The organism is Pseudomonas sp. FG86 (genome assembly GCF_057808775.1).
On the sequence record NZ_JBMDIS010000103.1, the window covers coordinates 1 to 20105 of the forward strand.

A 20105-nucleotide genomic window follows, 5' to 3' on the forward strand; every position below is an offset into this window, starting at 1 on the left:
CACGGGTGGTTCCCACCAAGGGGGAACAACTTCATTAAGCGACTTCGTGTCGCACCTCCGCCCAATTATTATCAATGGGAACCGCCCCGTCATCGAGGTAGCGCGACAGCGCTGCCCAGCGTTTAAGGCTGTAATCGAGCGCTCTGCTGATGGCCGAACCTTCGGGCACAAGATCACGCTGCGCGTTCATCCAGGCATGCAGCCTATCCTTCACCGGTACGGCTTTTTCTTGCCGTATTCGGCGCCGTAAATCCGGCTCCAGGTCTCTGACTTCTCTTTCGATTTCGTACAACAACTGGATATAGCGCAGGGCTTGCTCGGCGAGCGTGCTTTTATTCGTAGCGTGCAGTTCAAAGAACTTGCGCCGTGCATGGGCCATGCAGCCGATCTCGGTCACGCCGAGTTCAAAGCTGGCCTTGTAGCCGCCAAAATCGTCGCAGACCAACTTGCCATTCCAGTCCTGAAGGAAGTCGCGAGCATGCTCTCCGGCGCGACTGGGGCTGAAGTCATAAACCACCGCTGCCACATCCGAGAACTGGCTGGTAGCGTAGGACCACACATAGGAGCGGTGGGTTTTCTTTGTTCCCGGCATGAGCATCTGCACCGGTGTTTCATCTGCGTGGATGATTTGTTGCCCAAGCACTACTTCGCGCAGCGCATCGACCAGCGGCTGCAACTGAACTCCGGTCACGCCAACCCATTGAGCCAAGGTTGAACGTGGAATCGCCAAGCCCGCTCGACCTAAGATCGATTCCTGACGGTAAAGCGGCAGATGGTCAGCAAACTTGGCGATCATGACGTGTGCGAGCAGGCCCGAAGTCGGGATGCCCTTATCAATGACCTGCGGCGGAACCGGTGCCTGGATCAGCGTTTCGCAGTTATCGCAGACCCACTTGCCACGGACATGGCGTTCGACGGTGAACACGCCGGGCGTGTAGTCCAGCTTCTCGCTAACGTCCTCACCGATGCGCTTCAGGGCGCAGCCGCATGGGCGGTGAGTGTTGTCCGGTTCGTGATGGATCAACGTTCGCGGAAATTCTGCCGGCAATGCCGTGCGCTTGGGCCTTAGCTTTTCCTCGGTCGCCTCTGGTGCTATTTGCAACGCCTGAAGCTCGGCCTCAATCGCCGCGATATCAGTATCGATCAGGTCATCTAGCAGGCTGGCCTGTTCAGGATTCATCTGCTCGCTGCGCTTGGCAAACTTCAAACGCTTGAGCTGGGCGATCTCGTGGGTCTGTTTCTCAATGACTGTTTGATCACGGTTGATTTTCTTGCCCATAGTGTCGACTTGCGAGAGCAACTGCGCTGCGAGGACGCGCAGTTGATTGGGAGACAGTTGGTCGAGATTGGGCGAAGAAGTCATACGCCGGACTTTGCCAGAGCGGGCGTTTCGCGACGATAGACCGATAGGCTAATGGCTGCCGTTAAAGCAGTGTGATCGAGCCTCCAGAACCTGCGCGTTGCCATGGCAGCCCCAGCAACAACGTTTGAAGTTGCTCGGCATCCAGTTCCATCTCAGGACCATGGCGGATGCCAGGCCAGTGGAACTTGCCTTGGTTTAACCGGCGCGCCGCCAGCCATATTCCGAAGCCGTCATGCACCAGCACTTTCATGCGATTGGCGCGGCGGTTGGCGAACAGATAAGCGCAGTGCGGCTGCGCCGCACCGAACACCGCGATCACCTTGGCTAGCGCCGTTTCGGTGCCTGCGCGCATGGCCATCGGTTCGGTGGCGAGCCAGATGGAGTCGATGTGAATCATCGCAGAATATCTCGAAGAAAAGTCGCGCAGGCGGCAGCACTTTCAGTGGGCCAGTCCACTTTGATGATGGCGCGCGGGTGCTGTATTTCAACGCAGATATTCGATGATGCTGGATGGGAGTTCGCCCCCGCCAGCGGCATGGCTAACGGAATAAATGCAGGTGGGTGTGCCGGAATTTTCTGCGTTTGCAGCCGAATCCATTTGTGGACGAGGTTTGCGTTGAGGCTATGGCCGAGCGCGACGCTGGCAATCGAAGCGCCTGGTTGGGCGCACTCTTGAATGATCTGGGCTTTGAAGGATTTGGAATAGGAACGGCGTGTTGGCTGCATGAAATACCCGCTTGAAAGGCTAGAATTGGTGTCCACTTAATTTAAATGCACACCATGTCTTCGCTTTGCAGAGCTGGGTAGATGACCTGGCCGGACGGTTACCCACTTTATTCTGACTCCGCAGATCATTATCACGGGTTTTTAAGACTTTACTCCGCGCAGTGGGGCTACGGTATATGGCTTTACCCAACACCTTGCAACAGGCATTTCGACGGTGATGGCGGATTGGGCAAAAGCAGCCAGTGAGGGTGTTTTTTTGGCTATGCCGGCAGCTCTCAGATTACTTGCCTGCAGTTGATGGCCAAGAAAATCGCCGTGATTCAAAGCACGTCGGGAGATGTGCCAGATTCTGGTCTCGACTCGCTGAACCAAGATGGTGATTCAGTTGAAATGACACTTGCAAGGCAGCTCATTGCTTCATAGTTTGACGGCCACCTTCGGGTGGCCATTTTTTTATAACGATCCCAATTTACCAGCGGCCAACTCGACACTTCAAAAACCATGCGTCCTGGAAAACCTATTTCCTGATGCACCTAAGAGACTGGTTTGAGAGGGTGTATTCGCTTTTGCGCGAGGACGCCCATGAACCTACCACGCCCTACTCGAACCACAGCGATACTCAGTCTGTGCCTTGCATTATTGGCAGGCATTCTGTGTTATGAGCATCATCAACTCTCCCAACTCCGCACCAGCTTGGCTGCGACTGCAGACAAAGAGTCGCTCGATGCGTTGTTGACGCGGCTTGGCAAAGTCGATGAGCGACTGGGCACGGTAGCCGGCAACCACCTGGTGACCAACGAGGACTTCCGAGCCGGGCAGCAGGCTTTATCGAATCGAATTGATGCCGCACAAGCGTATGCAAAGCAAGCGACGGAGTCAGCGCAAGAAATCTCTCAAAATGCTGCGTCTGCTGGTGAATTGCTAGTCCTCAAAGCCAGCGTCGAAACACTCGATAGCCGTCTTCAAGAACTCAGTCAGTCACGCATCAAACAAACCACTGCTGTGCCCCTCAAGCCCAAGCCTAAGCCCGTTGCCCGCCAACCAAAGCGGCCAAAACCGCCCGCTACCGCCACTGTCACACCGCAAACACCCCCTTTTACCGTTGTCGGTATCGAGTATCGCGGCGGTGAACGCTTTTTGTCCGTAGCACCGCCTGGCAGCACGCAGTTGAATCAAATTTACCTTATCCGACCTGGTGACGCTGTGGCGGGCACCGCCTGGCGACTCAACGCGCTGGACGGAAGATCCGCACGCTTTGACGTGGCCGGAACACCTCAAACCGTAACCGTCGCGCAATAGGACCTCCTTTATGCACTCCCCTACCACTTCCTCGAAAACAATGAAGCCCAGGAACATTTTGGGTTTCATTGCAGGCTTGGCCACCTTCGCGTTTGCATACGGCTGTCATGCGGCTTCGGGGCAATCAACGTCGATCTCGAACACTCAGAACAGTGAAGTTCACAACTCTTCTCAAGGAGCAAGTCAGACAGAACTCGCCCGCGAGTGGGGATTGACCCCCCAAGAATGGTCCCGTTTTCAAACTGTGATGGAGGGTCCTCGCGGAATCTATTCGCCAGGCCTGGATCCTCTGACAGCACTTGGCATCGAAGCGAAGTCGGAGGAGGAGCGGCGACGCTATGCAGAGCTGCAGGTGCGAGCCGAGCGACAGCGTATCGATAAGGAACTGGCGTACCAAAGGGCCTATGACCAAGCCTTCGCACGTCTTTACCCCAATGAAAAAGTCATCCAACTATCGTCCAACCCTGCATCTGCTCCTGGCTCGGGAGCGTTAACTGCTGTGAAAGGCACTGGACGACTAGCCGTTTTTGTTCAAGACAGTTGCAACGCATGTATTGACCGCGTCAAAGACTTACAAAACCAGAAACAGTCCTTTGATCTGTACTTCGTTGGTAGTCAAGGTGATGACGAAATAATTCGCCGCTGGGCCATCTTGGCTGGAGTCGAACCGGCCAGCGTGAGAAGCCGACAGATCACATTGAATCACGATGCCGGTCGATGGCTTGGCCTTGGACTCGGCGGTGAGCTGCCGGCCGTGGTACGCGAGGTGAATGGACAATGGCAGCGTCTGTAATTCGCGCGGCTTTAACGGGGGGGCTACTGCTCACCGCGGCATTTGCTAACGGTGCCGAGGTTCCGCCACCGGCCTATCAGTTGATTGCCCTGCCTGCCGGCGTTCCGTCCGAGGTGCTGTACTCCGTTGCACTGCAAGAGAGTGGCACCCGACTTCGCGGCCAGATCGTCCCCTGGCCCTGGACGTTGAATGTCGCCGGCGCCGGATATCGCTTTGCGACACGCAGCGATGCTTGCAGAGCGTTGATGATCGCCCTTCAGACCGCAGGCCCAAATAGAGTCGACGTCGGGCTTGGACAAACCAACATCGGTGCCAACGGCCACCGTTATAGCTATCCCTGCGAAGGGCTGGATCCGTACAAAAACCTCTCGGTTACGGCCCAGATCCTGGCTGAGCAAAAAGCCAAAGGAGGCGACTGGATCACCGCTGCTGGTCGGTACCACCGCCCTGCCGGAGGCGAACCCGCTGCCCGATACCGACGAGCTTTTGCCAAACACCTCAGCCGGGTCACCGGTATCAACCTGATGGCGAATAATCCATGAATAGATTGCTGCATCTGCCTGTTTTGCTGTCTTTGGCCTCCCCCATGGCAGTGCATGCCACCTCGCTGATTGTTGTTGAAGACCGAGGGGGTGTTTCCGCTCTGCCCTACTACCAGTACTTGGCTCCAGAACCTACTGAGCAGTCAGCACAGTCAGAGAATATTGGTGTGCGTGGGCAAGGCTCGTTTCCAGTGCGCTCTGACCAACTGACACCCGGGCAGGTACAGGGCCGGGTAATCAATGCACCTGGCCTGCAACCATTGTTTCTTGTAGGCGACGATGAAAGCTCCAGAAAGTGGTTATCACAGCGCCGCGATCAGTTACAGCAACTGCAGGCAGTGGGCCTTGTGGTTAACGTGGCCAGCGCCGAGCGGTTTGCCGAAATCCAACGATGGGCAGGAAATCTACAGTTGGTCCCGGCTCCATCAAATGATCTGGCACAGCGCTTGGGAGTCCAGCATTACCCGCTGTTGATCACTGCCACAACGATCCAGCAGTAACCAGGGTATGGCCTCTCTTACGCACATCACCTTGGTCATCAAGCAACCAGATGACCCACGAGCAGGCCAACTGCTTTTTGAACAGGTCACCTATGTCGCCAAGCTCTATGGCGGCACCGTCATCGCCCGCGTACCTGGTGACGAGGTGGAGCTATGTCAGCGGCTAAAAGAACGACTGCCCGAGGCAGTTGAGCAAGCGAGGCAAGAGTTGGCCAATTCATCATCACGCATGAAAGGAGGATCCCGGCCCCATGAAGCTGACCAAGAAGCAACGCTGCGAGCTTCACGCTAAATTCGCGGGCCATTGCGCATACTGCGGTGTGCTGTTGGGTGACCGGTGGCATGCGGACCACATGGAAGCAGTATGGCGAGAACCAGAGAGGGTGGACGGCAAGTACTCCGGTGCCATCATTTTGGGGCGGCCAGAGAACCACGCCATCAGCAACATGATGCCCGCGTGCGTGCCGTGTAATTTGAGCAAGGCAGCGATGCCACTAGAAGTCTGGCGAGAGCGCATTGCTGGACACGTCAACTCCCTTAACAGCTACCACCCCATATACCGCCTGGCCAAGTCCTATGGGCTGATCGCTGAGACAGGCAAGCCAGTCGTTTTCCATTTCGAAACAGTGGGGCCATTGTCCCCTTTCACTCATAGGAAGTGATCCATGACCACCTCCTACACCATTGAGTCGTTACTACGCCCTGCTGTTGAGCTGTACACAGTTTGCGTATGTGCCGCTGCGGCGTTGCTCTGTATTTTCGCGCCCTGGGCGGTTGCTCTGACGCCTTTATTCGGCATGGTTGCCGGTACAGGCTTTCTGGGTCTAGGGTTCGTCCGCCTCAAACAAGCGTTGGTAGTGCTGCGTTACCGGCGCAATATTCGGCGCCTACCCCACTACACCATGACCAGCAAAGACATGCCGGTCAGCAATGAGCGGCTATTCATCGGTAAAGGCTTTCGCTGGACCCAAAAACATACTCAGCGGTTGATGGAGACTTACCTCCCAAAGTACGCCGAGTATGTCGAGCCCACGTCTATCTATACCTTTGCTCGCAGAATTGAGGAGCGTCTGGAGTTCGCACCCTTTCCACTCAAATTGCTGTCAAAGGCTACCTCGTGGGATGTGCCATTTAACCCGGCGCGTCCACTTCCTCCAGTCGGGGGGCTACCGCGCTTACACGGTATAGAGCCGAACGAAGCGGATGTCAGCCTGCCACTGGGTGAGCGGGTTGGACACTCCCTTGTATTGGGGACTACTCGTGTTGGAAAAACCCGCTTGGCAGAGTTGTTTATCACCCAAGACATCAGGCGTACCCGCCGTAGCCCCCGGCGCCGCGTTCATATGGGGCGCCGCGTGCAACCCGTTCATCGAAGCCAGCGCAATGTAGAAATGGACCTGGACCGCGAAGTGGTGATTGTCTTCGATCCTAAAGGCGACGCAGACCTCCTGAAGCGCATGTACATCGAATGCAAGCGCGCAAACCGACTGGAGGAATTCTACGTGTTCCACCTAGGCTGGCCCGATCACTCCGCTCGCTACAACGCCGTCGGCCGGTTTGGTCGGATCTCGGAGGTTGCCACCCGCATTGCCGGCCAACTTTCGGGGGAAGGCAATTCCGCGGCATTCCGGGAATTCGCCTGGCGTTTCGTCAACATCATCGCGCGCGCCCTCGTGGCACTGGGACGTCGGCCGGACTATGAACAGATCCTCAAGCATGTGACAAACATTGACGCGCTGTTTATTGAGTATGCGCAGAAGCACTTTGCTGAAAATGATCCCAAAGCCTGGCAAACCATCGTTGAGCTGGAAGGAAAGATCGATCGTAAGAACCTCAGTTTCGCCATGAAGGATCGACCGCTACGCGTGGTGGCCCTGGACATGTACCTCACTCAGCAACGCATCTCCGACCCAGTGATGGAGGGTCTGCGATCAGCCGTACGCTATGACAAAACCTATTTCGACAAGATCGTGGCCAGCCTTCTGCCATTGCTGGAAAAACTGACCACAGGCCGGATTGCAGAGCTGCTATCTCCCGACTACATGGATCTTGAGGACCCACGACCAATCTTTGACTGGATGCAGATCATCCGCAAACGGGCAGTGGTCTATGTCGGCCTGGACGCTTTATCTGATACAGAGGTAGCTGCAGCGGTGGGCAACTCGATGTTCAGCGACCTGGTGTCAGTTGCGGGTCACATCTATAAGTTTGGCATCGATGATGGCTTGCCCGGGGCCACCGGCGGCAAGGTAGCAATTAACGTACATGCGGACGAATTCAACGAACTGATGGGCGATGAATTCATACCGATGATCAACAAAGGCGGTGGTGCCGGCATGCAGGTCACGGCCTATACCCAAACCATGAGCGATATTGAGGCAAAAATCGGTAACCGGGCTAAAGCTGGCCAAGTCATCGGTAACTTCAACAACCTGTTCATGTTACGTGTACGTGAGACTGCAACCGCCGAGCTGCTGACCAACCAGTTGCCAAAGGTCCAGGTGTTTACCAGTACACCAGCAAGCAGTGCAAACGACGCTATTAACGGCAACACCGCTTTCACCTCTAACACTCACGATCAGATCCAAAGTGTCAGCGTACCGATGATCGAACCGGCGCATGTGGTTGCCCTACCCAAGGGGCAATGCTTTGCCCTGATAGAGGGCGGGAATTTGTGGAAGATTCGTATGCCGTTGCCGGCAAGCGATCCCGATGAAGTGATGCCCAAGGATCTTCAGGCCTTGGTTGAGGGCATGCGTAAAGGATCCGGAACCAGCAGCGACTGGTGGCAAGCACCGGGATATGACGCACTAAGTGAGTCGCTTCCTGATGACTTGGTAGACGACTTCCGCCAGATGGCCAATAACGGAAAAGCCGCATAGGCTTGAAGGAACAGAGCCATGGCCGATATCGCGGAAAAAGCCCAGCAACAGCAGGAAGGTCAAAAAAACTTCCTGGGCATGCTGTTCTCTACCCCTTTTCATTTCTTGGGGGTGATGTTCGGCTCCTTGCTCGGCGCCATCGTCGTTGAATGGCTTTGCATGTACACGTTCTGGCCGGATGCCGGCTGGAAACATGCTCAGCAGATGTTCCAACATGAACTGGGCTGGCTGTCCCAGGATCTGCTGCACAGCGTTGTCATCAAAGAACCGGGGCGTACGGCAACCTGGCTGGCACAAACGGTCTATGACTGGCTGATGGTGAAAACCGGCATGCAGGACAATATAAATGCACTGACACAGTACGCTCGCTCAACATCACCACAACAAACGGGAACCTTGAACCTTCGCTACGAACTCGGTCGGGCGATGATCAAATTCCAGGACTATGGCTTAGCCGCGTTATACACAGTCCTGACCTTCTGTGTGCGAATGGTCATTCTGACGTTGACGATTCCGCTGTTCGCACTGGCGGCGTTCACTGGCTTGGTCGATGGCCTGGTGCGGCGTGATCTACGAAAATTCGGCTCCGGCCGCGAGTCAAGTTACCTGTATCACAAAGCCCGGGGGACGATCATTCCGCTGACCATCGTGCCCTGGACGGTCTACCTGGCCATCCCCATCAGCATCAGCCCCCTTTTGATTCTGTTGCCCTGCGCCGTGCTGTTGGGTGTGTCCGTTTACATCACCGTTTCAAGCTTCAAAAAATACCTTTAGGAGCTGCCCATGCAGTGGACACAAGAACAGCAGCCCATCATCCATTCCACGGCTGACAAGCTACTGGTTCAGGCTTTTGCCGGTACCGGCAAAACCACCACACTGGTGGGCTACGCCACACAACACGCCTCGGTGAAAATGCTCTACCTCTGCTACAACAAATCCGTCGAGCTCGCTGCCAGGGGCCGCTTTCCACGCAGAAACGTGGTGTGTAAGACGGCGCATGGCCTCGCATATGCAGTCTATGGCAGTCAGTACGCCACCAAGCAGACCAATAACTTACGCCTGACGGACATCGCAAGGGCCATCAACACCCAGGACTGGGAGCTCGTGCGGGATGTCCTCAGCACGCTTAACAACTTCATGGCCAGCGCCGATGACGAGTTGGGCCGTGTGCATTTTCCCAGATTCCAGGGGCAACGAATGCTCACAAGTGCCCAGGAACGTTTCCTGAACAATGCTTTAAACGTGGCTAAAACCATCTGGAACCGGATGATCGATCTGCAGGACACAGCAATGTCGATCACCCATGACGCTTACTTGAAGCTGTATCAGCTAAGCAAGCCCGACCTGAGCGAACGATTTAACGCCATTCTGCTCGACGAAGGTCAAGACGTGAACCCAGTTATTGCCGACATAGTAAAAATACAACGGGTCCGCAAGGTGGCAGTCGGCGATCCCCACCAGCAGATCTATCGCTTCCGCGGCGCAGAAGATGCGCTCAACAGCGACTGGATGGCCGACGCCGAACGTCACTACCTGACCCAAAGCTTTCGCTTCGGCCCTGCCGTCGCGCATGTGGCCAACATCATTCTTTTTTACAAGGGTGAGACACGAAAGCTGCAGGGGTTAGGTTGCAATACCCTGGTTAAACGGGCTCTGCCTGAAGAGCTACCGCATCGCACGTTTATCCATCGTACCGTGACCGGCGTCATCGAGAACGCCCTGCAGCTGGTCGCAAGCAACCCCAAGATTTTCTGGGTCGGCGGTATCGACAGCTACTCGCTACGCGATCTGGAAGATTTATACCTATTCAGCCGCAACCGTAACCATGAGGTGCAGAACCGCAGGCTGTTGAGAGATTACCGGGACTTTTCACAGTACGTGGAAATAGCCGAGGTAAGCCAGGATACGGAGATGTTGCGATCGATCAAGATCATTACAGCCTATCCGGACCTGCCCCAGCGGATCCAAACCCTACGTTCCCGCTCTGTAGATAACGAGCTCGACGCCACCGTGACACTCACGACTGGGCACAAGGCCAAGGGGCTGGAGTGGGACTTTGTCAGCCTGTATGACGACTTTAGCGCTGATCCGCTTTCACCCGATATCGATCAAGGTCGTAAAGATGACGAGTTGAATTTGCTGTACGTGGCGGTGACGCGAGGGATGAAGATCCTAGCGTTGAACTCAATGGTGCTTTCTATCATGCAGCGCTATGTCGATGCTCGGACCTCTGCACTCCAACCTCAGAAATCACGCGCTTAGCAACAAACTATTTCAGATTGCTGGCACGCGCTTATTATTGAAACCCTGGTAGCTCTGCACATTGAGGACGTCGCCATGGGCCGTCAGAAATTTGAATACCACACTGAGTTCTCTCCCTTTCAGTACGTTGTCAGAACCAAAAAGCTCTTCATGTTCAAGTCCGAAGAGCCCACCACTGAACCCGACACCCAGGGTTTTCTGGAAGATTCTGAACGTCAAAACCGCCTTGCTCAATTAGGCAGCGAAGGCTGGGAGCTGGTCAGCGTGCAGCCCGTGGTCAAAGGAGAAGTCAAGGTTGGCAATCAAAACGCCCAAGGCTGGGCTTACGGATTCGCCTTGCCCATCGGGTATCTGCTGTTCTTCAAACGCCCTATCCACTGTGATTGATGGTGTCAGTACCGTCAGAAGAAATCCTTACAGTCCTGAATATGGTTTTCTTGCGGCGACCATAGCTTGATCACGGCAAGCTGACGGCATCAGGAATGACTAGAGCCCAGCCGTGATCCAGTACCCGCGTCTCACTGCACTCACTTGCCGACTTGCCTTGCCAGGCCTCATCGCACTTTTTGGATGCGGCCTGCCTGTCTCTCATGCGACCGCTGCTTCAGCCTCCGAACAGGCCAACCTGGACGTGATGATCCGCCAGTTGAATGCCTTAGAGGACACCGCACGTCGTAGCGCTCAAGTGGCCGACGAACCTGGCAAGCGTTACTTCTTCGATTACCAGCGTCTAGCAGGTGATATCGCTCGAATTCGTCATGGGTTGGAGGGCTATCTAACCCCAACCCGAGCCCAGCCTCGTGATCCTGTTGAGCTGTCAGGCCAATACACGACCGAAGGACGCAAGCCATGAGCATGAGCGGCGCTCAGGCTGCTGCGTTTCAAGCGGCAGGAGGATTTCCTGCCTCGACGAGCTACCTGTTTTTCGTCGGCGTCGCTGTAGCCATCATCTTTATGTGGGGCGCCTGGGCTATCTGGAGCTGCTACCGAGGATGGGCCACTGGCAACCTTGATCGAACGATTGCCTCGACCTCGCTCGTCCGCATCCTACTGCTTTGCATGATCCTCACCACATTTGTTCTTAGTTGACCCTATGGGAGATACACCATGACTTCATTCTTAAAACCGGGCCGCATGCTGATCGGGTTGCTTGCTCTCCCCCAACTGGCCATGGCGGCTCTTCCGCAGTCTCAGCCTCCTACCCGGGGGGAAGGCTCTAACCTGATGCAAACCATGCAGAACTACGCCTTTGACGGTTTTACTTTGCTTGGCCTCATCATCTGCGCAGTCATTTTCAGTGGCGTTGCTTGGCATGCCTTCGGCACCTACCACGAAATTCAACTTGGCAAGAAAAAATGGGGAGATCTGGGGGCGACAGCCGCCGTTGGCGTCGCCATCCTCGGTGTCGCCATTTTTCTGGTCACCAAGGCTTCAAATATTCTTTAAAAGAGCCGTGGCCATGACAGAACTCTCAGACGATGGGACCCTGATTTTCCTCCCTGTGCGATTGAACAATCAGCCAGTCATCATGGGCGGCCTTACCGCTGACGAAATGTGGGCCACCTTGGCGTTGAGCACCGGCGCAGGGCTGGTTATCGGTATTCCGGCCGCGATATTGACCCAGATTTGGGCACTTATCATCGGCGCCGCCATGCTCTGTGCTGTCCTAGGGCTGTTTCTTGCCAGTCGTTTCTTGCGTCGGTGGAAACGCGGCCGACCTGATACATGGCTATACCGCCAGATGCAATTGAACATCGCGCGGTTCTTTCCTACCTGGAATAAAGCCCTGCTGATTACTCGTACAGGTGCGTGGACCTGTCATCGAACGGAGGTTCAATGACTTACCGTAAAAAAGTAGACGCCCAACTGGCCCACATTAACAGCCTGCGCATGGTCATTGGTTTTCTCATTGCCCTGGGTCTGTACATGGCTTATGGCTGGCAGAGCGCACCGCGTGACCTAACTGTTCATGTACCTCCAGATCTACGTTCAGGTAGCACCCGTAAGTGGTGGGATATTCCACCGGAGTCGGTATACGCCTTCGGTCTGTACATTTTTCAGCAGATGAACCGTTGGCCCGTTGACGGTGAAACCGACTACGAGGACAACATTACCCGCTTGGAAAGCTACCTGACTCCCAGCTGCAAAGCCTACTTGCAGAAAGATTTCGAGCTACGCCGCAATAGCGGGGAACTGCGCAAACGTGAGCGGGGTGTATTTGAAATTCCAGGCAGAGGCATCGACGATAAGTCTGAGCAACATATTGAACAGCACAGCATCAATGACTGGACCGTCAACCTGGACATCACCGCTGACGAGCACTACGGCGGGGAGCGCGTAAAGCGGGCATTTGCTCGCTATCCGTTAAGAATTATCCGATTCGACGTCGATCCCGAAAAAAACCCATTCGGCTTGGCCTGGGACTGTTATAGCAGTAATCCACAACGCATCGAAGTCTCCGCAGAAACGACCAGAGCAGGAGGCAAATGATGACACGCCGCCTACTGATCATCGGGCTCGTAGCCCTTCACTTCTGCGGGTTGGCCAACGCCGTCGAAATCCTGCGCTGGGATCGTATCCCTATAGCACTGCCCTTGATCGTGGGTCAGGAGCGTATTGTCTTTGTGGACCAAAACGTACGGGTGGGTCTGCCTCGTAACCTCGTCGACAAACTGCGCGTGCAGAGCACCGGTGGTGCCCTCTACCTGTTGGCGAAAGAGCCGATTGAACCGACTCGCTTACAGCTGCAGAACATGAACTCCGGTGAGATCATGCTCGTGGATATCATCGCAACGGTAGGGAAACCAAATCAGGTCGCATCCGAGCCGGCTAAAATTGTAGCCGGGGACAGTCCCGCCCCGCGTTACGGCCAAGTCAACGCCAAACCTACAAGCAACCATTCAACTTCTTCCACGGCCCAAGCCAGCGCTCAAGCCGAGGAGGATGAGGACGCGCCGAAACCGCGTCGTGAGACCCCTCTTCCGGTGGTCATGACGCGCTATGCCGCACAGATGCTTTACGCGCCCCTACGCACCGTTGAGCCCGTGGAGGGGATTGCTCAGATCAATCTGAAGCGCGGTTTGGACCTCACCACCCTAATGCCGATATTGCCGGTCGAAGCCTCTGCGTTGGGGTCGTGGCGGTTAGACGAGTATTGGGTCACGGCGGTGAAGCTACGTAACACAAGCGCCCAAAACCTCACATTGGATCCGCGTGACCTGATGGGTGACTTTGTCACCGCGACTTTTCAGCATCCCTACCTTGGCGCCAAAGGTGATTCCAGCGACACCTCGACGGTCTACTTGGTGACCCGTGGTCATGGTCTAGCCGAATCGTTATTGCCGGCCGCCATCAGCCAGATCGATCCGAAGGGAGGCCGTCGTGAAGAGTAATCCACTTGTTAAATACCTGGTCATACCGTTCGCGATCCTGGCGATATACGTAGTGGTCAAATTATTCAATCGCGAAAGTGCCGACCAACAGGTTCATGCGCCGGAAACGGTTGTACTTAGTACGAAGGAGGCTAAAAAGCTTGGGGTTGACGGAGATACACCCAGCGACACATTGCGCACCATTGTCGTGGAAAGCAGACAACTCAAGGACCAAGTCTCCAATGCTTTGAAGAACAATGACGAACTAAAGCAACAGAACATCGAGCTGCAAAAACGCCTGCAGAACATCGACCTCAACGTCGATAACAAACTGCAGAACGTTCAGCAAACGATGAAGCAGGAGGCGCAACAACAGAGCCAAACCCTCTTGGACACACTGCAGCAGCAGTACAATACCCTGAGCAGCAAATCGGGCAGTGGCAATGAGTCTGGATCTGATTTGCCGATCGGCTTCGGCGTTCAGCCAGGTGACGGTCAAGGCTTCAAAGGCGGACCTGGCGCGGACGTTGTTTGGATAGAGCCGCAGGACGCAACGCCGGTCGATGTCAACGGCAAGCCCATCGCTGCAGGGACAAATCAAACGGCAAGCGGCTTCAACTTCCCGACCTCTTTTGGCGAGTCCGTGGACCGAGGACAAAATGCACTGCGCACGGGCGCTCAAAGTGTTGCGAATGAAATCTCGCCACAGGAGGCCCGCAAACAGGTGCGCAAGGTCTACACCTTGCCGCAGAACTCGACATTGATGGGTTCGGTGGCCATGTCCGCGCTGATCGGCCGGGTGCCCATTGACGGCACTGTCAACGACCCCTACCCGTTCAAGGTATTGATCGGGCCGGACAATCTCACGGCCAACGGCATCGACTTGCCCGACGTCGCCGGCGCGGTGGCCAGCGGAACGGCTTCCGGCGATTGGACCCTGTCTTGCGTACGCGGTCAGATCAAAAGCCTGACGTTCGTCTTCAATGACGGCACTGTGCGCACGCTGCCACAACCTCAGGAAGAAACGAATAGCAGTCAAAATAGTAACAATCAGAACAATGGCAACCAAACCACCATTCAGGGTGGCCTGGGCTGGATAAGCGATGCCTATGGCATTCCTTGTATCAGTGGCGACCGCAAAAGCAACGCCTCGCAATACATTGGCTCGCAGGTACTGATTACCGCCGCCGGCGCAGGTGCTGCCTCCCTCATCAAGTCAGATGGAAACAGCGGCTCTTTTATAAACCCTCAGTCCGGGACCATCGGTTCTGTCGGCGGCTCGGGCAGTGAAGCCATGGGCAAAATTATTGGCCAGGGCGTCAATGACGTCTCCAGCTGGGTCAACAAACTCTACGGGCAAGCCTTCGCAGCGGTGTATGTACAACCCGGGGCAAAGATAGCTGTGCACCTGGACCAGCAACTGACCATCGATTACGAACTCAATGGCCGCAAGGTCAACTATCGCTCAGGAGCCCGTCATGTTTCGACTGCGCTTGACTAATCATGGCTTAAAACTAGGTGCATACCTGGCCATCGCCCTACTCGCCTCGGCCTGTTCCACCAACAAAGACGAATTGCTCCCCCATGGGGACCGCACAATGATGGACGTTTGGGATCAAGGCTCCAGCGGCTCAAGCAGCTCGAGCAGCCGCCAATTGCTCGATGCACGCCAAGATCTTCGTCGGCCTCTGGAGACGAGGGAAACAGACAACACCATGTTCACACGTACCGCACAAAACGAGATCTACAGCCAATTTAAACGCCTACCCAATCCCGACCTGGTGATGTACGTCTTTCCTCATTTAGCGGGTTCAGACCCGGCACCGATCCCAGGCTACACCACGGTGTTTCCGCTGTATCAGCGGGTGCAATACGCCATGCCTGGCGAACGCACGGAGGCATATTGATGGGTTTTTTTGAACGATTCAAAACGCGACGGGCGACAGAGCGTGTGGAACCTGGCGTAACACCAGGTTCGCCGTTATCTGACGATGTGCAGGGACCAGCAACCGAGACGTTTGAGGCTGCTACAGAGCGTTACTACGAACGCCTTGCTGCCATGGGTATTCCCTCGCCGAGCGATTGGCGTAACCCAAAGAAAAAGCCAGCCACAACCGCTGATGCTGACCGTCTATACCACGTCAACCCCTCCTTCGTAGACCTACTGCCGTGGGTAGATTACCTGCCTGCAGAAAAAGCCATGCTATTGGAAGACGGCGTGTCTCGTGCTGCCTTTTTTGAGCTGACACCGATTGGTACTGAAGGTCGGGATCCCGAATGGTTACGCAAGGCCCGCGACGCCCTGGAAAACGCCCTCCAGGACTCCTTCGACGAGCTTGAAACCTCACCCTGGGTGGTTCAGCTCTATGCCCAGGACGAAACCAGCTGGGACGATTACCTTCAGCAACTGCATGACTACGTTCAACCACGCGCACAAGGCAGTGCATTCACCGAGCTTTATTTGAAGCTGATGAAGCAACACCTGGAATCCATCTCCAAACCAGGCGGGCTGTTTGAAGACACCAAGGTCAGCCAACTGCCCTGGAGGGGCCAACAGCGCCGCGTCCGTGTTGTTGTCTACCGCCGTACCCAAGGCGCGCAAGCGGATGTGCGAGGCCAGGCACCAGGTCCTTACCTGAAAATCATCTGCGATCGCTTGGTGGGCGGCTTGGCGAACGCCGGCATTAAAACCCATCGCATGGATGGCCACGCCATTCGCCATTGGCTGATTCATTGGTTCAATCCACGTCCCGATCATCTTGGCCCTGCCGATGCAGATATTCGCCGCTTCTACGAATTGGTGTGCAAGCAAGCACCTGGTGCTGCAGAGGGCGAGCTGCCGCTCGCCAGCGGCACTGACTTCTCGCAAAACCTGTTTTATCGCGAACCACTGTCAGATATAGAGAAAGGTCTGTGGTATTTCGACGGCCTTCCCCATCAGGTGGTGATGCTTGACCGCTTGAGGGATGCTCCCAAGACCGGGCACTTAACCGGTGAAACCCGAAAGGGCGGTGATGCGCTCAACGCACTGTTCGACAAAATGCCAGAGGACACCATTCTCTGTATCACTCTCGTGATCACCCCGCAGGACATTCTCGAAGGGCATCTGGAACAGCTTTCACGCAAGGCAGTTGGAGACACTCAGGCCTCGATCCTGACACGCGAAGACGTCGCCACCGCCCGTCAGTTGCTCGGGCGCAAGCACAAGCTGTACAGAGGTAGCGTAGCGTTTTACCTGCGGGGTAAAGATGATGCCCAGCTGCACGAACGCAGTTTGCAACTCAGCAGCGCATTGCTGGGTGCGGGCATGGAGCCGGTGGAACCTCGGGATGAAGTGGCACCGCTGAACTCCTACCTTAGATGGCTACCCGGCAACTTCGACCCCAATGCGCGCAAAGCACTGGAGTGGTACGCACAACTGATGTTCGCCCAACACATTGCGAACCTGGCCCCCGTCTGGGGTAGGTCGACCGGAACCGGGCACCCGGGTATTACCCTGTTTAACCGTGGGGGAGCGCCGATAACCTTCGACCCGCTGAACAAGCTGGACCGGCAGATGAACGCGCATTTGTTCATTTTCGGGCCTACGGGTTCAGGTAAATCGGCCAGCGCGACAAACATCCTTAGCCAAATCATCGCCATCTATCGGCCACGTCTATTCATTGTGGAGGCTGGCAACAGCTTCGGCTTACTCGGTGATTTCGCCAAAAAGTTGGGTTTGACGGTAAACCGGGTTCGACTTGCACCTGGATCGGGTGTCAGCCTCGCGCCATTCGCTGATGCCGTGAAGCTCATCGAACCCAGCCAAAACGTGAAGATTATCCAAGCTGATGATCTTGAGGCGTCGGACGAACATCTGACTAGCCAGACCGAGGATGAACAACGCGACATCCTGGGCGAGATGGAAATTGCGGCCAGGCTGATGATCACCGGTGGTGAAGAAAAAGAGGATGCCCGTCTTACTCGTGCCGACCGTAGCGCCATCCGCCAATGCATACTGAATGCAGCGAAAAAATGCGTGACGGAGCAACGTATCGTTCTGCCGGAAGATATCCGTGAAGCGCTGCGAGAAATGGGACTCGAGCCCGGTATTCCAGACGCCCGAAGCTCACGATTCTTGGAGATGGCGGAAGCCTTGTCCATGTTCTGTATGGGCACCGAAGGCGACATGTTCAACCGTCCTGGCACCCCATGGCCAGAAGCGGACATTACCATTGTCGACCTTGCCACCTATGCGCGAGAAGGCTATAGCGCACAGATGGCCATCGCTTATATTTCCCTGCTCAACACGGTCAACAACATTGCCGAGCGTGACCAGTTTAAAGGCCGTCCGCTGATCTGCTTCACCGACGAAGGCCACATCCAGTTGAAGGTCCCACTCCTATCCCCCTACTCCGTCAAGATTACCAAAATGTGGCGAAAGCTCGGCGCCTGGTTCTGGATGGCCACCCAGAACGTTGACGACGTGCCGCCAGAGGCCTCAGCCCTGCTCAACATGATCGAGTGGTGGATGTGCTTAAACATGCCGCCTGATGAGGTGGAGAAGATCGCGCGGTTTCGTGAACTGACTCCTGCACAGAAGTCGATGATGCTGTCAGCGCGTAAAGAAAGCGGCAAATTCACCGAGGGCGTCGTGTTGTCCAAAAGCATGGAAATGTTATTCCGGGCGGTACCACCGAGTTTGTATCTGGCCCTGGCCATGACCGAGCCGGAAGAGAAAAAGCAACGCTTCGACATCATGCAAGCCAAAGGCTGCAGCGAGCTGGATGCGGCCATTGAAGTTGCTGCAACGCTTGACCGCTATCGCGGTATCGAACCTCACATCATTACTTTCCCCGAGCAAGTCACGGCCTTGGAGCGCCAAGCATGAGAGCATTGAATTCCCTGACCCAGAACCTTATAGAAAGTCTGACCCAGCTGCTTGAACAACCGGGTGAAGACGCCCTTCAAACCCTTGAGGTGTGTGCCCCCGTTTTGATAGAGCAACTGCAACAGGTTTTGGTTCGTGCGGTGGATCGTCGTGACATCGAGTCCCAACTTCACGCGGTGTTAGCCAATTGGCTGCTACAGCACCCACAACCCGAGAATGCTGAGAACGCTCTTCTTGAGGCCCTTCGTAAACAAGCGCTGCTTTCATCGAAGCCAGCAGAGGCTCGGGCATGATAGGCCTTCGCAAATATTGGTTGATGCTGGGGTGCGTTTTGGCAGGCACATCGATGGCCTGCTTAGCCCTCACTCGAAGTGAGATACCATCCCCGCACAACACAGGCCCGTGGTTGTTTGGTCCTTCCAAAGCACGCTGGACTGTGACTGAGTTCGCGGATCTGGAGTGCCCCTACTGCAAGACGTACACACCTGCGTTGAAAACCTGGATACAGCAGCAGAAGGATGTAAACCTGCAGTGGCATCATCTGCCACTGGATGTGCACGGTCCGACCGCATTACACGAAGCCAAGCTCGCTGAATGTGCGGGGGCGCTTGGTGGCGCACCTGCCTTCTGGCAAGCCATTGACCAGATTTTTGACCGGACCCGTAGCAACGGTGAGGGTTTCAATGGGCATCTGAACGTCGTTGATGTTACTTACCAGGACTTATTGTCCTGTGCAGCTACCGACAAAGTGATCGCCCGGCATGTTGGCCAACAGGTCGAGGAGGCCCTCAAAGCGGGCATTACGGCAACTCCTACTGTGATAATTAAAGACAACACGACTGGCAGCTCCGTAAAGCTTGAGGGACCAGCTGACGGGGTATTGTTATTATCAGCTCGTGATTGGCTGGCTCAAAAAAAGAGCTGCGACGCTCTGCAAAAGTCGAACGTTAAATCACTTAGCCATTGTCATTAAATGAGCTTGCATTCCATTCATACATTTTCATGCCCGGCATGTCCTACGCGTGGGCCGAAAGAGACAGCGCAAATACGGTGTTTGCAACTGCAATCAGGGTCAGTTTCATACGACTTTTTCTTGAGGATTGATGGGCTCAACTGAGAGGTGCCGGCGACGCATCAGTCGATAGGCTGCCGGAATGACAAACAGCGACAGCAAGGGCGCGGTAATCATGCCTCCAACCATGGGTGCCGCAATTCGGCTCATCACCTCGCTGCCGGTCCCGCTGCCCAGCAAAATGGGTAACAAGCCAGCAATGATGACAGCCACAGTCATGGCTTTGGGCCGAACGCGCTGGACAGCGCCTTCACGAATCGCGGCCATCAGCCCGTGCTCGGTCCTATCGCCGAGGTCTTCACGCTCAGCCCAGGCGTTCTTCAGATAAAGCAGCATAATTACGCCAAATTCGGCAGAAACACCGGCCAAAGCGATAAAGCCGACACCAGTGGCGACCGACAGGTTGAATCCCAATAGATAGAGAA

Annotated in this window: 24 protein-coding genes and 2 pseudogenes; 22 read left to right on the forward strand and 4 right to left on the reverse strand. The window is 55.4% G+C overall.

All coding sequences use genetic code 11. The features are described 5' to 3' along the window. Positions 1 to 55 precede the first annotated feature (55 nt). From tnpC to tnpA, 3 genes and pseudogenes are all read right to left on the reverse strand, one after another. A pseudogene (gene tnpC / locus ACODSV_RS32215) lies at positions 56 to 1363 on the reverse strand (IS66 family transposase); the annotation flags it as partial. A gap of 61 nt (positions 1364 to 1424) precedes the next feature. Further along, complete coding sequence (gene tnpB / locus ACODSV_RS32220; protein WP_024073357.1) at positions 1425 to 1760, reverse strand: IS66 family insertion sequence element accessory protein TnpB; 336 nt, start codon at positions 1758 to 1760, stop codon at positions 1425 to 1427. Beyond that, positions 1757 to 2089, reverse strand: coding sequence for an IS66-like element accessory protein TnpA (gene tnpA / locus ACODSV_RS32225; protein ID WP_073844970.1), 333 nt, complete (start codon positions 2087 to 2089; stop codon positions 1757 to 1759). Before tnpA ends, tnpB begins: the two co-directional genes overlap by 4 nt. 191 nt (positions 2090 to 2280) lie before the next feature. On the opposite strand from tnpA, the pseudogene ACODSV_RS32230 reads away from it, so the two are divergent. The 22 genes and pseudogenes from ACODSV_RS32230 to ACODSV_RS32335 all read left to right on the forward strand — a co-directional run. Further along, positions 2281 to 2512 (forward strand): annotated as a pseudogene (locus ACODSV_RS32230) (DEAD/DEAH box helicase); the annotation flags it as partial. A gap of 159 nt (positions 2513 to 2671) precedes the next feature. After that, entirely contained in the window at positions 2672 to 3388 is a 717-nt protein-coding gene (locus ACODSV_RS32235; RefSeq protein WP_024073356.1) for a hypothetical protein, read from the forward strand. Positions 3389 to 3428: 40 nt separating this feature from the next. Further along, the gene (locus tag ACODSV_RS32240) at positions 3429 to 4181 is read left to right on the forward strand and encodes a TIGR03759 family integrating conjugative element protein (protein WP_024073355.1); all 753 of its coding nucleotides are present in this window, start codon (positions 3429 to 3431) and stop codon (positions 4179 to 4181) included. Next, positions 4166 to 4723: a lysozyme family protein gene (locus ACODSV_RS32245; protein ID WP_008437382.1), complete on the forward strand. Its 558-nt coding sequence runs from the start codon at positions 4166 to 4168 to the stop codon at positions 4721 to 4723. The genes ACODSV_RS32240 and ACODSV_RS32245 overlap by 16 nt, the downstream gene beginning before the upstream one ends. Beyond that, positions 4720 to 5223, forward strand: a complete 504-nt coding sequence (locus ACODSV_RS32250) for an integrating conjugative element protein (RefSeq protein ID WP_008437383.1) — start codon at positions 4720 to 4722, stop codon at positions 5221 to 5223. The genes ACODSV_RS32245 and ACODSV_RS32250 overlap by 4 nt, the downstream gene beginning before the upstream one ends. A 7-nt stretch (positions 5224 to 5230) precedes the next feature. Next, positions 5231 to 5515 (forward strand): hypothetical protein, encoded by a 285-nt coding sequence (locus ACODSV_RS32255; RefSeq protein WP_024073354.1) that lies wholly within the window; start codon positions 5231 to 5233, stop codon positions 5513 to 5515. Next, on the forward strand, positions 5475 to 5885 hold the full coding sequence (locus ACODSV_RS32260; protein WP_008437384.1) for a hypothetical protein: 411 nt from the start codon (positions 5475 to 5477) through the stop codon (positions 5883 to 5885). The genes ACODSV_RS32255 and ACODSV_RS32260 overlap by 41 nt, the downstream gene beginning before the upstream one ends. Positions 5886 to 5888: 3 nt before the next feature. Then, positions 5889 to 8105, forward strand: coding sequence for a type IV conjugative transfer system coupling protein TraD (traD, locus tag ACODSV_RS32265; RefSeq protein WP_024073353.1), 2217 nt, complete (start codon positions 5889 to 5891; stop codon positions 8103 to 8105). Positions 8106 to 8123: 18 nt separating this feature from the next. After that, complete coding sequence (locus ACODSV_RS32270) at positions 8124 to 8879, forward strand: TIGR03747 family integrating conjugative element membrane protein (RefSeq protein ID WP_008437388.1); 756 nt, start codon at positions 8124 to 8126, stop codon at positions 8877 to 8879. A gap of 9 nt (positions 8880 to 8888) precedes the next feature. Further along, positions 8889 to 10367, forward strand: a complete 1479-nt coding sequence (locus tag ACODSV_RS32275) for a UvrD-helicase domain-containing protein (protein ID WP_008437391.1) — start codon at positions 8889 to 8891, stop codon at positions 10365 to 10367. A 75-nt stretch (positions 10368 to 10442) separates the two neighbouring features. Beyond that, a complete protein-coding gene (locus ACODSV_RS32280) occupies positions 10443 to 10754 on the forward strand; it encodes a hypothetical protein (RefSeq protein ID WP_008437393.1) in 312 nt (103 codons plus the stop codon). 157 nt (positions 10755 to 10911) lie between these two features. After that, positions 10912 to 11220 (forward strand): integrative conjugative element protein, RAQPRD family, encoded by a 309-nt coding sequence (locus tag ACODSV_RS32285; RefSeq protein WP_178110642.1) that lies wholly within the window; start codon positions 10912 to 10914, stop codon positions 11218 to 11220. Further along, entirely contained in the window at positions 11217 to 11456 is a 240-nt protein-coding gene (locus tag ACODSV_RS32290) for a TIGR03758 family integrating conjugative element protein (RefSeq protein ID WP_008437400.1), read from the forward strand. Before ACODSV_RS32285 ends, ACODSV_RS32290 begins: the two co-directional genes overlap by 4 nt. A gap of 18 nt (positions 11457 to 11474) precedes the next feature. Then, on the forward strand, positions 11475 to 11813 hold the full coding sequence (locus ACODSV_RS32295) for a TIGR03745 family integrating conjugative element membrane protein (RefSeq protein ID WP_008437401.1): 339 nt from the start codon (positions 11475 to 11477) through the stop codon (positions 11811 to 11813). A 13-nt stretch (positions 11814 to 11826) separates the two neighbouring features. Then, positions 11827 to 12207, forward strand: coding sequence for a TIGR03750 family conjugal transfer protein (locus ACODSV_RS32300; protein ID WP_008437403.1), 381 nt, complete (start codon positions 11827 to 11829; stop codon positions 12205 to 12207). Next, positions 12204 to 12857: a PFL_4703 family integrating conjugative element protein gene (locus tag ACODSV_RS32305; protein WP_020302977.1), complete on the forward strand. Its 654-nt coding sequence runs from the start codon at positions 12204 to 12206 to the stop codon at positions 12855 to 12857. Before ACODSV_RS32300 ends, ACODSV_RS32305 begins: the two co-directional genes overlap by 4 nt. Continuing rightward, on the forward strand, positions 12857 to 13759 hold the full coding sequence (locus tag ACODSV_RS32310; protein ID WP_008437410.1) for a TIGR03749 family integrating conjugative element protein: 903 nt from the start codon (positions 12857 to 12859) through the stop codon (positions 13757 to 13759). Before ACODSV_RS32305 ends, ACODSV_RS32310 begins: the two co-directional genes overlap by 1 nt. Continuing rightward, positions 13749 to 15239 (forward strand): TIGR03752 family integrating conjugative element protein, encoded by a 1491-nt coding sequence (locus tag ACODSV_RS32315; RefSeq protein WP_024073352.1) that lies wholly within the window; start codon positions 13749 to 13751, stop codon positions 15237 to 15239. Before ACODSV_RS32310 ends, ACODSV_RS32315 begins: the two co-directional genes overlap by 11 nt. Next, positions 15217 to 15645, forward strand: coding sequence for a TIGR03751 family conjugal transfer lipoprotein (locus ACODSV_RS32320; protein ID WP_008437412.1), 429 nt, complete (start codon positions 15217 to 15219; stop codon positions 15643 to 15645). The genes ACODSV_RS32315 and ACODSV_RS32320 overlap by 23 nt, the downstream gene beginning before the upstream one ends. Continuing rightward, complete coding sequence (locus ACODSV_RS32325) at positions 15645 to 18608, forward strand: conjugative transfer ATPase (RefSeq protein WP_024073351.1); 2964 nt, start codon at positions 15645 to 15647, stop codon at positions 18606 to 18608. Before ACODSV_RS32320 ends, ACODSV_RS32325 begins: the two co-directional genes overlap by 1 nt. Next, complete coding sequence (locus ACODSV_RS32330; protein WP_008437414.1) at positions 18605 to 18901, forward strand: hypothetical protein; 297 nt, start codon at positions 18605 to 18607, stop codon at positions 18899 to 18901. The genes ACODSV_RS32325 and ACODSV_RS32330 overlap by 4 nt, the downstream gene beginning before the upstream one ends. After that, a complete protein-coding gene (locus ACODSV_RS32335) occupies positions 18898 to 19581 on the forward strand; it encodes a DsbA family protein (RefSeq protein WP_008437415.1) in 684 nt (227 codons plus the stop codon). The genes ACODSV_RS32330 and ACODSV_RS32335 overlap by 4 nt, the downstream gene beginning before the upstream one ends. A 105-nt stretch (positions 19582 to 19686) precedes the next feature. On the opposite strand, the gene ACODSV_RS32340 is transcribed toward ACODSV_RS32335, so the two are convergent. Next, positions 19687 to 20105 (reverse strand): efflux RND transporter permease subunit (locus ACODSV_RS32340; protein ID WP_489047215.1); only part of this gene is annotated, 419 nt, incomplete at its 5' end.